Origin of the sequence: Salinispora fenicalii, from assembly GCF_000514815.1 — a bacterium.
GTDB lineage: Bacteria > Actinomycetota > Actinomycetes > Mycobacteriales > Micromonosporaceae > Micromonospora > Micromonospora fenicalii.
Genome location: NZ_AZWQ01000009.1, coordinates 51,927 through 64,826, shown reverse-complemented (window position 1 = coordinate 64,826; position 12,900 = coordinate 51,927). Strand labels below are relative to the sequence as shown.

The following is a 12,900-nucleotide window of genomic DNA, read 5'->3' as shown; positions in this document are numbered from 1 at the left end:
GCCGACCGGCTGGCCCCGGCCGACCGGGTCACTCAGCTGCCGCAGGTCGTGGCGGGCAGGCCGGACACCGGCACCGATGCGCGGCCGGCCGGGGTGGCCTCGCCGGCGAGCACGTGGGCCAGTCCGGTCATCGACGCCGGGCTCGACGAGTAGGTCGCCAGCAACGCCGGGGAGTCCGCCTCGGCCAACAGGTACGGGGTGTCCATGGCGACGGTCACGGCGGCGTCGGCGCTCAGATCGTCGGCGCTGTCGCCGTAGCCGACCAGGTGGATCACGGCACCGCCGGTGTCGGTCACCGGTACCCCGGCCGCAGTCAGCTTCTCGATCAGCGTCGCCCGGGTGTGCTCCCGGCCGGCGGAAGCGGTCACGGTGACCGGCCCGGAGACCGGGCTGCCACATGGGCCGCGTAGCGCGGTCACCGCGGCGGTGGCGAGTTCGGTGGCCGCCGCCTGGTGGGCCGGCGCACCGACCACATCCAGTTTCGGGGTGGCCGCACCGGCCAGAGTGAACTTCATGGTCAGTACCCGGGTCACCGCCTCCACCAGCCGGGTCCGGGGCAACGAGCCGTCACGCAGCGCGGCGAGCAGCCCGTCGTACGCCTGGCCGACATTCGGGGGCATGAGGATCAGGTCGTTGCCGGCCTTCAGGGCACGGACCGCGGCCTCACCGGGCGACCAGCGCTTGGCAGGGGCCATGTTCATCCCGTCGGTGATCACCACCCCCTGAAAGCCAAGCTCGCCCCGAAGCACCTCGGTGAGCAGGGTGTGCGAGAACGTCGCCGGGGTGCCCGGGTCGACCGCGCGGACGTCGAGGTGCCCGGACATCACGGCGAGGGCGCCGGCCCCGATACCAGCCGCGAAGGGACGCCAGGCCTCCAGCTCAAGCACGGTGCGGGGCTGCGGCAGCACCGGCAGCGCCTCGTGGGAGTCGGTGGCGCTATGCCCATGGCCGGGAAAGTGCTTCAGGGTTGCCGCAACACCGGTCGCCTGCAGACCGCTCACCACCGCGCTGACCTGATCGGCCACCACTGACGGGTCGGCGCCGTACGACCGGGACCCGATCACGGCGCTGGGGGTGACCAGTACGTCGGCGACAGGAGCGAAGTCCATGTTGACGCCCATCGCGGCGAGTTCGGTGCCGGCAGCCCGCCAAGCGGCCTCGGTCAGCTCCGGTTTGCCGGCCGCCCCCGTGGCCAACGCGCTGGGCAGCAGGGTGACCCCGTCGGTGATCCGGGTGACCACCCCGTACTCCTGATCGGTGCCGATCAGAAACGGCGCCGCGCCGGTGGCCAGGCCGGCGGCGGCGGACCGCAGCCCGGTGGTCAACTCCCGGACCTGTTCCGGGTTGTCGACGTTGGTGGTTTCCTGGTTGCCGCTGGTCGGGTCATCCGCGCTGAAACCAACGAGGATGAGCCCGCCGAGGCGGTACTTCGCGATCATTTCGGCGGGGGTGTCGACGCCGGCCAGTTCCTGGTTGCCGGCGGCCGAGCCGGCCGAGACCTGATCGGCGGCGGCGCCGTAGGCGTACGGCATCAATACCTGGCCGACGAGATCCTCATCCGCCAGCGAGTTGGCCAGGGCAGCGGCACTGGCCGCCGGATCGTCAACCGAACCTGTGGGCGGCGAGCCAGCCGCTGGGCCACTCGGCGCTGGGGTCGGCTGCGCGCGCCCCGGACCGCCGGTGCAGCCGGCAAGGAGCAGGGCAGTGAGTGCGGCCAGCGCGATGACCGCGACACCGCCACGTCGTGAAGGTATCGACACGCGAGTCATCCCACTCTCTCGACGCCGGTCGGGGCAAGTCGACCCTACCCGCGCCGAGTGGCCGCCACCGAAACACGTAGCGCCCTCACCTTCGTGGGTGCACCTCAGCCAACGCGGGTGAGCAGCGTCACCGGGGCGCCATCACCGGCGTACCGGTAGGGCTCCAGCTCGGCATCCCAGGCCGCCCCGAGGGCCTTCTCCAGGGCATGGGCGAGCGCTTCGGGCGCCCGGGCTTCCGTCATGATGCTGCGCAACCGGTCCTCACCGAGCTGAATGTCGCCGGCTGCGCCGATGGTTGCCCGGAAGAGCCCACGGCCTGGGACATACATGAAGCGTTCCCCATCGACGCCGGGACTCGGCTCCTCGGTGACCTCGAAACGGATCATGGGCCACTGCCGGAGGGCAGCAGCCAGCTCGGCGCCCGTTCCGGGGCGACCGGTCCACCCGCACTCCGCCCGGCGGGCGCCGGGGTCAACGGGTTGAGCTGTCCACTGCAGGTTGACCGGCGCCGCGAGGACGCGCGCGATCGCCCACTCGACGTGCGAGCACACGGCGAGCGGGGTCGAGTGGACGTATACGACGCCACGCGTTGGCACGGTGACCTCCCGGGGAGCGAGGTGCGTCTTCCCCTACGACCTCGTCGAGCCAGGTGGCTACCGGGGCACATCATGACTGGTGTGACGGATGGTACGCCAGGGATTCGGAAAATCCGGGTCCCGGAATAGCCGGTCGGGTGAGCCCGTTGGACCAACCCGAGGCGGTGGCCAACCCAGCCACCCGCTCGTGTACAGTTCCATTGGCGGCCTGTGCCGCGAACTTCTCCGCGGATCACCCACCGGGTGAGGTCCGCACCAGCCCCCGGACGTCTTACCCGCGTCCTCCCGTACGTCTGCAAGGAGTACCTCCGTGGCGAGCAACACCTCGAAGACCGCGCGCGCGTCTGTCCGGGCCGGCCAGGCTGGCCAGGGTGGTGCCCTCAGCGTGCTGGGCGAGTTCAAGTACCTGATTCCACTCAACGGCGGCCAGAACGTGTACGTGCGTAACCTGACCAACGGCAAGACCGAGCACCTGCGCACCGACTCCGACGCTTTCGTCGAGGAGATCCGGACGCTGGCCGCCGCGGGCCACGCCGCCAAGATTCGGGCGGAGCTGAGCGCCCTCAACACCATCCACCCGGGTGACGGCTGGGACGCCACCGAGAAGCGCCTCGTCGAGGCCGGCGTCTTCGAGGGCTGACCCTCCCGCTACCCGGCTGCCCCGCTGGGGGAGCAACGAATGGTGCGGCACGGCGGGATTTCCCGCCGTGCCGCACCATTTTTCGCTGGTCAGCGGAGTTGCGCTCCCGCTATATGGGGTACGCCCACCGCCACCCCACACGTCGCCGCCCGCGTCGCCGGTCTGGTCTTCGTCTCCACCACCGCCGAGGGGCACGCGCACACCGTCTATGCCCTGTCGCCCCGGGTCGCCCGGCTGATCCGACTCGCGGAGAGCACCGGCGCCGGCGTCCTGGCCCGCTGCGGAACTCGGCGGCCGCCCCGGCCGTTACTCCGCGCCCCCCGGCCCAGCAGCCGCTGGGTGCTCTTCGGCGACCGGTACAACCCAGCCGATCTTCGCCTGGTCACCCGCGCCGTGGCCCACGCGTCACTCCGCTCGATCGACGGCTTCCGCGCCTCGACCGGAGCCCAACATCGGCTGGCGGCCCTGACTGGCCTGGCCCACCTGCCAAGGGCCACCTTGGTCGGCGACCGGGACCGGCTGACCCCGCTGCCGTGCACGGAGTCCATCACCGCCGCGCTGCCGACCTTCCGGCGGACCGTGTGCCCCGGCGCAGGCACCTGCTGATGCTGGAACGCCCCGGCGTGGTGAACACCGCCCTGGCCGGGGTGCTGGGCCAGGTCCTCGACGAACGGGGCGTACCCTCGTGCGGTTGACCGCCGAGCAGGTCACCGACGCCAGGAGGAACGAACGTTGACCGACCGGACCGAGCTGGAGCAGGAGATTGCCGTCGAGCAACGGCACCTGGACCGGGTGTACGCACGCCTCGCCGAGCTGCGCCAGGCGGCGGTCCGCGCCGAGTCCGACGGCTATCGCCTGGCTCGGGTCGGCAACTTTGGCGCGCTGGTCGAGCGGGACGCGATGGTCTTCCACGCGGCGCAGCGCCGGCACCTGCTCGACGCTGAGCACGAGGGGCTTGTCTTCGGCCGACTCGACCTGCACAACCGGCAGGTGCTGCACGTTGGGCGCCTCGGCATCCGGGACGAGGATGCCAGGACGTTGGTGGTGGACTGGCGGGCCCCGGCCGCCGCCGCCTTCTACCGGGCGACCCCGGCGCAGCCGCTGGGCGTAATCCGCCGCCGCATGATCTCCTCAAGCGGAGAGCGGGTCACCGGAGTCGAGGACGACCTACTCGACCCGGCTGCCACTCCGCCGGAGATGACGACGGTCGGCGACGGCGCCCTGCTGGCCTCCCTGTCCCAGGCGACCGGACGGGGAATGCGGGACATTGTGGCGACCATTCAGCGCGAGCAGGACGAGGCGATCCGCTCCCCGGGCAACGGTGTCACCGTGGTCTCCGGCGGCCCGGGGACCGGCAAGACGGCAGTGGCCCTGCACCGCGCGGCGTATCTGCTCTACACCGACCGCAGCCGGTACGCCGGCGGCGGCATTCTGGTGGTCGGGCCGTCGGCCGTGTTCGTCGAGTACATCGGGTCGGTGCTGCCGTCGCTGGGCGAGGAGACCGCGACCCTCGCCGCCCTCGGTGGGCTCTTCCCGGGGGTGCGTGCGACCCGTACCGACCCGCCGGAGGTCGCCGCGGTGAAGGGCTCGCTGCGGATGCGGCGGGTCCTGGAGCGGGCCGCCCGGGACGCAGCGCCGGGCACCCCGGACGAGTTGCGGCTGCTCTACCAGGGCGAGCTACTGCGGGTGGACCGTCGCGAACTGACCGCGATCCGCGATCGGGCGTTGCGGCGGGGCGCACGGCGCAACGAAGTACGCCGGGTGGGCTTCGACGGGGTCTTCGCCGCGCTCTGGGCGCAGGCCCGGAAGCTAGGCATTCCCGGGCTGCCGAAGCAGCGGGCGTTCGAGGACGAGTTGGCCGACCGGACGGACTTCCGCGAGTTCCTGAAGGCGTGGTGGCCCCGGCTACACCCGCGGCACGTACTCGACTGGCTGGCCCAGCCCGAGCGGCTGCGCCGGTACGCCGCGGGCGTACTCTCCGCCGACGAGGTCCGCCTGCTCGGCGAGGCGTACCGGGCCGGGGGTGCCCTTGGGTTGACCGTGGCCGACGTCGCGCTGCTCGACGAGTTGGACGCCCTGCTCGGCAAACCGATGAAGCCGGCCCGGCCCCGGCGGGACCCGTTCCAGCTAGCGGGCGGGGTGCGCGAGCTGAGCACGTTCGCCGATCGGCAGCGCGCCGCCCGACAGGCCGCCCGCGAGCGGCCCGAGGACTATCGCGAGTACACGCACGTGGTGGTGGACGAGTCCCAGGATGTGTCACCGATGCAGTGGCGCATGATCGGCCGGCGGGGGCGGTTGGCCTCCTGGACCGTGGTTGGCGATCCCGCGCAGACGGCGTGGACCGGCGACCCGGCGGAGTTGGCGCGGGCCCGCGACCAAGCACTCGGCCGGCGTCCGCGGCACCACTTCACCCTGACCACCAACTACCGCAACCCGGCGGAGATCTTCGCGGTGGCGGCGGCCGAAATCCGGCGGGTTGACCCGGACCTCCCGCTGCCGATCGCCGTCCGCTCGACCGGAGTCGACCCGGTGCGGCTGAGTGTGCCGCCGGCCGAGTTGGAGACCACCGTGCTGGCGGCGGTCACCACCTTGCTCGCCGAGGTCCCCGGTACGGTCGGCGTGGTCACGCCGGTGCCGCGCCGGGCCGAGGTCGCCGGTTGGCTGGACGGGCTCGACGCGCCCCGGTTGCAGGTGGTGACGAGTCTGGAGGCCAAGGGCATGGAGTACGACGGCGTCGTCCTGGTCGCCCCGGGTGAGATCCGAGCGGAGCCGGGGTCGGGCGTGCGGACGTTGTACGTCGCGCTGTCCCGCGCCACCCAACGGCTCACCACGGTTGACGTGTCCGGTTGAGCGGCGCTCGACTGATCGCGCTGCCCGGTGTCGCCGCCCGGGGCGCGACCGCTGGGTTGTCACCGCCCAGGGTGTCACCGCCCAGGGCGTCCCCGCTGGTCGCGGTTCCGCGGCACGGCTCAGGGCGATTTCGGCATACACATGGCAATGTGAACATAGGTTGGGTGCAGGACCGGACAGCCGGCGGAAGGTGTCCGAGTGGGTGCAGCACATGACCACCATGGGGCGGTAGCCAACGCGGGGCAGCGGCACCGGGGGCGCCTCTGGGCCGCCTTCGCCCTGCTCGCCGCCCTGATGGTGGCGGAGGCGGTGACCGCTGTCCGCACCGGATCTCTGGCCCTGCTCAGCGACGCCGGGCACATGTTCACCGACGTCCTCGGCATCGGCATGGCCCTCGCCGCGCTGACCGCCACCCGGCGCCGCGGCGGGGACCCGCAGCGCACCTTCGGGCTCTACCGGCTGGAGGTGCTGGCCGCCCTCGCCAACGCCCTACTCCTCTCCGCTGTCTCGATCTATGTGCTGGTGGAGGCCGTCCGCCGCTTCGGTGATCCGCCCGAGGTAAGCACCGGGCCCATGTTGGTCGTGGCCATCCTGGGCCTTCTCGCCAATATCGTCGCCTTCGCACTGCTACGCCCGGGCGCAAAGGAGAGCATCAATATTCAGGGCGCCTACCTCGAAGTGTTGGGCGACCTGCTCGGCAGCCTCGGCGTGATCGCGGCGGCACTGGTTATCGCCGGCACGGGCTGGCGGTGGGCTGATCCGCTCGTAGCAGTGGCGATCGGGCTGTTCATCCTGCCGCGGACCTGGCGGCTCGGGCGGGCAGCCCTACGCATCCTGGTCCAGGCCGCGCCGGACCACCTCAAAGTCACCGCGGTGCACGACCGGCTGGTCGCCGTACCCGGAGTGAGCGAGGTGCACGACCTGCACATCTGGACCCTCACCTCCGGCATGGAGGTAACCTCCGCGCACCTCACCGTCGCCTCCACCGCCGATGTCGGCGCGGTCCTCGGAGCCGCCCGATCCGCGCTGAAGGAGGACTTCCACATCGAGCACGCGACGTTACAGGTCGAGTCGGGGCCGGACAGCGGGGACTGCGGGTCCGTCGAGTGGTAGTGAGCTCCGCTCAACTACCGAGTACGCCCGCCTCAGCCGCACCGGTTAGGCTCTGAGCCGGCCTGCGCCAGGCGGCACACCGGTGCCGGCGAGGCCGCCGCCTAATCACCCGCCCGGGTGAGCCGGGGAACCAGGTACCTGGGGTGCATCCGCGTCAGCGGTAGGGATCTTCCGTCCCGAACCCGTCAGCTAACCCGGTCGGTGGTTGACGGAAGGACATCTGCATATGCCAACAGTGGCACCCGTACGACACCGCGCCGTCCGAGCGGCGGCCTTGATCATTGTGGCGCTCACCCTCATCAGCGCCGGCCTCGTCCCCGCCGGCCCCGCGGTAGCCGCTCCCCCCACCCGCCAGCTCGCGGTGACCGACGACCCGGAGGGCGGCACCCCTGCCCTTCGCGCCGAGCTCGAGGCAGCCAGCAAGGGCTACCTGGACGCCAAACGGGCGCTTACCGAGTCGGTGCAGCGACAGCAGCAGCTCACCGCCCAACTCAACACCACCAAGGCCGAGCACGCCGAGCACACCGAGCGGGTTGAGCAGATCGCCGACTTGGCCTATCGCACCGGTCCGCTGCGCACCGCGTCGGTGCTACTCGACAACGACTCACCGGAAAACCTCCTGGACCGCGTCGCCACGTTGGAGGCGGTAGTCGCCAACGAGGATCAGGCCCTGCACCAGTTGCAGGAGACCCAAGAGCAGATCACCCAGGACAGCCAGGCGGTCGAGGCCGAAATCATCGAACAGCGCAAGCAAGAGGCCCTGATGGCCAAGCGCAAGGAGCAGGCGGAGAAGGCGCTGACGGTCGCCAATGAGCAGGCCCGCGCCGCAGCCGCCCCCACCAACACCACCCAGAACTCGACCCAGGCGGCCCCGGCCCCACGCAACGCGGATGGTTCCTGGCCGGCTGAGACGTGCAGCGTCAATGATCCCACCCCGGCGGATGGTTGCATTACCCCGCGAACATTGCATGCGTTGAACCAGGCAAAGGCGGCCGGTTTCACCCGCTACGTGTCCTGCTTCCGCTCCGGCAGCTCCGGCGAGCACCCCAAGGGCCGGGCCTGCGACTTCGCCGCTCAGCCGGATGGCTTCGGCGGAGATGCCACCGGCGGCGACCGAACGTACGGCAACAACCTGGCGGCGTTCCTGGTGGACAACGCCGACCAACTCGCGGTGCTCTACGTGATCTGGTATCGGCAAATCTGGCTGCCCAGCAGTGGGTGGCAGTCGTACAGCGGGGCCGCCGGCGATCCATCGAGCGACCACACCAACCACGTGCATCTGTCGGTTTACTAGCCCGGGTGTGCGGGCCGGGAGCCGTCCGCTGCCGAACAGCTCCCGGCCCGCACACCGCCCGGGGCGAGCTAAGTCAGGCTCCCGGCAGGACCTCTGGGGCCGCCGCCCCCGCGACGTAGGGCTCGGGGGCGCCGAAGAGGCCGAGTAGACCAGCAACCCAGAGCTGCCGGTGCACGAACCGGCTCGGCTCGGTTACCACCAGCTTCACGCCGCTCACCTCTGCGGTCTGGAAGCCGGCGACCATCGCGCTAATGCCGACAGAGTCGATGAAGGTCACCAGCCGCATGTTCAACTCGATGCGGCGAGGACGGCCTTTGGCCAGGACCTCAGCGACCGCCTCACGTACCTCGTACGCGGTATCGACATCGATCTCACCGCGCGGCGAGATCTCCACGACGCTCCCGGGTAGGACCGCCTTTACGATCGACAGGCTCACGTGAGTACCTCCACTCGCCCACCAACAGGCACCTCATCAGTACGCAGGCCGCGACCGAGAGTATTCCTCCGACACGCTCGGTCGCCACCCCCTGGGGTGAGCAATTCTTGGGGTTCGAATGCCAGGTCGCTCTTATCCGAATATTTCACCCTCCGGTTACGGAGCTGTCTTTTAACTGGAACAGCCCCCAACCCGAACATCTCCCATCCGGAACAGTTACCAGCCCGACTAGTAATCAAACACGAACAGTTGTCAACACGAACAGTTCTCAATCCGAACAGTCAAGGGCCGGAGTACCCGAGACCCGAAACAGTCACGGGCCCAATGTAGCGGCCTGATGCGACGAAACGCGCAGACCCCGCCCGCCCGGCGTGGTCACTTGCCACGCCCTCCTCCGCTGGCCGCACAACCAACTCGTCGCGCCGACGCCGCGAAGTCGGGAACCATCCGGGCCGGGTGAGCCGCCCTCACCCCGCCACCAGCGACAGTGGGGGCATGACCGATCCGAACGTGCCGACCTGGTCGGCACGGGGCACCTGTTGGGTGGTGCGGTGATGACGACCCCACACCAGGTCACCCCACTCCTCCGAACCCCGGTGACGGAGAGCGACCACGTCCGGGGACCGGTGGACGCGCCGGTGACGCTCGTTGAGTACGCGGACTTCCAGTGCCAGTTCTGCGGGGTCGCCTACGCCAACCTCAGTGAACTACTCCGTCAGCGGGCCGACACGGTCCGGCTGGTCTACCGACACTTCCCGATCTCCAACGTGCACCCGTACGCGGAGAACGCCGCCCATGCCACCGAGGCGGCCGGAGCCCGGGGACGGTTCTGGGAGATGCACGACTGGTTGTACGAGCACCAGGACCAGCTCGACCCGGTACACCTCTCGCTCGGCGTCGGACAACTCGGTCTCTCCGCCGCCGAAATCGACGCCGAGACCGAACGGCAGGCCCACGGCGATCGGGTCCGGCGGGACTTCGTCGGCGGCATTCGCAGCGGTGTGGAGGCCACCCCGACACTGTTCGTCAACGGTGCCCGACACGACGGCGGGTACGACCTCACCGACCTGCTGGCAGCGGTTGACGCCGCCGGCCGGAAATGACCGGCGCGCTTCGCCGGTGGTGGCCGCCGCCGCGGTGCGCGGCGGCGGCCACCAGCAGGGCCACGCTGCGGCGGCGACCCGCAGGTGAGGTGGACCTGGCGGCCCGGATGGGGACGATCCGGATACGGGTCGGGGACCGCCGCTCAGATCAGCCGCAGATCCCGGGCCCGACGGACGGCCTCCCGACGGCGGGTGGCGTCGAGTTTACGATAGATGTTGCGTACATGCGTCTTCACGGTGTTGATCGACAACGACAGCTCGGCCGCGATCTCCACGTTGGAGAGGATGCTCTGCAGGTAGCGCAGGATGGTCACCTCGCGTTCGGTCAGTGGCTCGGCCAGCGCAGCCCCGGCAGGCCCGGCCCATTCGTCCGGCTCCGCCGCCCCGCGCACCAGGTCGCTCACCGCCGACCAGTGCGCCGTACCGGTGTCCAGATGAGCGGCCAGTAGGTCCCGCAGCTCCGGATCGGCACGCGTGAACGGCCGCCGGATGCCCTCCCCGCCGGCCAGGTCGAGGGCGACCTCCAGGGTTCGGTGCGCCCGTCGGTCATCCCCCGCCCGCTCGGCCAGCACCACGTTCAGCACCGCGGCCTCCACCCGCACCGGTAGCGGCCAGTCCACCGCCTCGGCCGCCTGCCAGTCGGGCAGGACCGCCTCGGCGGTCTGCTCGTCTCCGGCCCGCAGCTCCACCCGGGCGAGGCCGACCGCGAGTTCCGGGCCCGTCCCGGCAAGCAGTTCCCGGGCGGTGTCCAAGTCGCCCCGCGCCGCGCGTAGGTCGGCCTCGGCACCCCGCAGCCACCGGTCCAACTCCCCCCGCGACTCCCCCAGCCGCTCCCGGGCGGCGACGAGCAGTCGGTACCCACCCGCGAGGTCACCGGCGTCCCGCAACAGCTGGGAGCGGGATAGCGCCACCACCGCCCTCGCGGCGGGCTCCACGATCGCCGGCTCCGCCAACGCCAGATTCGCCGCCGCCTCCTCGGGCTGATCCCGCAGTAGCGCCACCACGGCCAGCGCCAGGTACGCGTAGCCGCAGTCGGTCCGGCAGGACCACCCCTGGCAGGGTGGGAGGGCGAGCGCGGAATGGGCCCCCGCCTCCGCCCGCCGCAGTTCACCGCGGATCGCGCACAGCAGCGCCACCCGGCTGGCACCGGCCAGCTCGGTTCGTACCCATCCGGCGGTCCGGGCGGCCAGGGACGCCGCCTCCAGCTGCCGCTGCGCACTGCCCAGCTCGCCGGCGGCGACATCGACCAGGCCGAGCGCGGTGCCCGCCACCGCCCACCCGTCGGCATCCTCGACCGTGGTGCCGCGCGGCTCGGCGACGGGCGGCACCGCCGGCGGGCGGTCTTGTCCCCCGGGTGCCCGCGTCGCCGAGTGGGTGGCAAGTAGCCGGGCGGCGGCGGCGCGCACCGCCGGAATGTCGTCGGACCAGCGGACCACCGCGAGCTCCACCGCGGCGACCAACCGGACGAAGCGCTCCCGGCGAGGCACCGGCAGTTCACCCGCCGCCCCGGCCAAGCGCAGATACCCCTCCGCGGCCGAAAGATCCCCCGCGTACGCCCGTTCCGCCGCGCACGCCAGGGCCAGCTCCGGATCCCGCGCCATAGTCTCGGCGGGCGGTGGTGGTGGCGCGGCCGAACACTCCCGGTCGTACGGCGCCAGCTCCGGCCACGTCATGAGGAACAGCTCGGTGGCCCCGGCCCAGTCACCGCCTACGAGCGCGTGCCGCAGGCCGTCGGCGGGCCGCCCGTTGTCGGCGTACCAACCAGCGGCTCGCCGGTGTAGCTCCCGCACGTGCTCGGTCGGTAGTCGGGCCAGCTCGTCCCGGAGCAGGTCGGCCAGGAGCGGATGGCAGCGGTACCAGGGGGGACGGCCGTCGTCGTGTCGCAGGACGCCGCCGACGCCGGCCAGCTCGGCCAGCCTCGCCCCGGTGTCCGGGCGGCCGGTCACCGCATCGGCGAGGCCAGCGCAGACGGCGTCCGCCACCGCCGTACTACGGAGCAGTTCCCGGTCATCCGGATCCAACCCGCCAAGGACCTCCTCGCGCAGGTAGCCGGCGATGTCCGGCTGGTCGCCACCGAGTTGCCCCACCCACCGGGCCGGGTCCGGCTGCCCCGGCAAGGCGAGCGCAGCGAACCGGAGCGCCGCCGGCCAGCCACCGGTGCGCTCGCGTAGCCGCCGGACCCCCTCCGCCGGAAGGGCCGTCCCATGCGCGGTCAGCAGGTCGGCGACCTCATCGCCGGTGAAAGCCAGGTCATCTGGACCGAGCTCGGTCAGCTCGCCGGCCAGCCGCCACCGGTGGACCGCCAGCGGTACCCCGGCGCGAGCCCCGACCACCAGGCGCAGCCGCTGCTCACAGTGGCGGAGCAGGAATTCCAATCCGGCGACCGCCGCCGGGTCGGTGATCCGGTGCAGGTCGTCCAGGACCAGCAGCACCGCCCGCTCCCGGGCGGCAAGTGCCGCGGCCAGCACCTCCAGCTGATCTGGACGGGGCGGCCCGTCCAGCGCCGCCGATCGCGGCGGGCCCACCGCGGGTCTCAGCGCCGCCGCCAGGTACGACCAGAGGCGTTCGCCGTCGTCACCGGCCTCTACCGAGACCCAGCCCAGGTCCGGCCGGTCCCGGCCAGACCCCGACTCCGACAGGTCCGGCTCCCCCGCCCCGACCGTCGTCGGCGACCCGGCACGGCCCCCGTCGGCGGCGTCGGTCACCGGACCACCCCACACCGGATCGCCGCCGGTGGCGGCCTGATACCAGGAGGTGAGCAACGTTGTCTTGCCCCAGCCCGCCGGCGCGACGACGAGAGTCACCGGCACAGCAGTCCCCTCGTCAAGCTGCCGCAGCAACCGGGGCCGCAGCACCACCGGTCCAGGCAGTGGACCCGGGGTCAGTCGGGACGCCAGGAGTGGCGTGCCAACTCCCGTGGTCTGCCGTCGCTCCTCCGGCATCGGCCCCACCCCCATCGGACACGTTCTCCCCAGGCCCTGCGGTTACCCGGCCGGTGGCGGTTCACCCCTTCCGGGGGAACCCGTTTCACCCAGGCTGAACCGATGCTGGGAAGAGCGGCGTCAGACGGGGCGGCGGCGAGCCGGGTGACGACGAACCGCGGTGACG

The 12,900-nt window shown here is 71.6% G+C and carries 9 protein-coding genes, 1 pseudogene and 1 riboswitch; of the genes and pseudogenes, 6 read left to right on the top strand and 4 right to left on the bottom strand.

From position 1 onward, the window contains the following. Nucleotides 1–32 precede the first annotated feature (32 nt). Together B116_RS0101875 and B116_RS0101870 are read right to left on the bottom strand one after the other, a co-directional pair. Nucleotides 33–1,769: a glycoside hydrolase family 3 protein gene (locus B116_RS0101875; RefSeq protein WP_027659050.1), complete on the bottom strand. Its 1,737-nt coding sequence runs from the start codon at nt 1,767–1,769 to the stop codon at nt 33–35. Nucleotides 1,770–1,864: 95 nt separating this feature from the next. Continuing rightward, nucleotides 1,865–2,356, bottom strand: a complete 492-nt coding sequence (locus B116_RS0101870; RefSeq protein ID WP_018721356.1) for a DUF3145 domain-containing protein — start codon at nt 2,354–2,356, stop codon at nt 1,865–1,867. A gap of 310 nt (nt 2,357–2,666) precedes the next feature. On the opposite strand from B116_RS0101870, the gene B116_RS0101865 reads away from it, so the two are divergent. The 5 genes and pseudogenes from B116_RS0101865 to B116_RS0101845 all read left to right on the top strand — a co-directional run bounded on the left by B116_RS0101865 (nt 2,667) and on the right by B116_RS0101845 (nt 8,253). Then, nucleotides 2,667–2,996, top strand: coding sequence for a hypothetical protein (locus B116_RS0101865; RefSeq protein WP_018721355.1), 330 nt, complete (start codon nt 2,667–2,669; stop codon nt 2,994–2,996). A gap of 113 nt (nt 2,997–3,109) precedes the next feature. After that, nucleotides 3,110–3,691 (top strand): annotated as a pseudogene (locus tag B116_RS24635) (alpha/beta fold hydrolase); the annotation flags it as partial. Nucleotides 3,692–3,728: 37 nt separating this feature from the next. After that, on the top strand, nt 3,729–5,846 hold the full coding sequence (locus B116_RS0101855; RefSeq protein ID WP_027659049.1) for a HelD family protein: 2,118 nt from the start codon (nt 3,729–3,731) through the stop codon (nt 5,844–5,846). Between the two features lie 198 nt (nt 5,847–6,044). Beyond that, entirely contained in the window at nt 6,045–6,959 is a 915-nt protein-coding gene (locus B116_RS0101850) for a cation diffusion facilitator family transporter (protein WP_018721352.1), read from the top strand. 88 nt (nt 6,960–7,047) lie between these two features. Beyond that, nucleotides 7,048–7,179, top strand: a riboswitch (cyclic di-AMP (ydaO/yuaA leader). Between the two features lie 15 nt (nt 7,180–7,194). Continuing rightward, nucleotides 7,195–8,253: a coiled-coil domain-containing protein gene (locus tag B116_RS0101845; RefSeq protein ID WP_027659048.1), complete on the top strand. Its 1,059-nt coding sequence runs from the start codon at nt 7,195–7,197 to the stop codon at nt 8,251–8,253. Between the two features lie 73 nt (nt 8,254–8,326). Here B116_RS0101845 and B116_RS0101840 read toward each other — a convergent pair whose 3' ends face one another. Beyond that, complete coding sequence (locus B116_RS0101840) at nt 8,327–8,689, bottom strand: STAS domain-containing protein (RefSeq protein WP_018721350.1); 363 nt, start codon at nt 8,687–8,689, stop codon at nt 8,327–8,329. Between the two features lie 554 nt (nt 8,690–9,243). Here B116_RS0101840 and B116_RS0101835 point away from each other — a divergent pair. Next, the gene (locus B116_RS0101835; RefSeq protein ID WP_018721349.1) at nt 9,244–9,792 is read left to right on the top strand and encodes a DsbA family protein; all 549 of its coding nucleotides are present in this window, start codon (nt 9,244–9,246) and stop codon (nt 9,790–9,792) included. A gap of 143 nt (nt 9,793–9,935) precedes the next feature. Here the strand turns inward: B116_RS0101835 and B116_RS0101830 are convergent, their stop codons facing one another. Beyond that, nucleotides 9,936–12,734 (bottom strand): LuxR C-terminal-related transcriptional regulator, encoded by a 2,799-nt coding sequence (locus tag B116_RS0101830; protein WP_027659047.1) that lies wholly within the window; start codon nt 12,732–12,734, stop codon nt 9,936–9,938. Nucleotides 12,735–12,900: the final 166 nt, after the last annotated feature.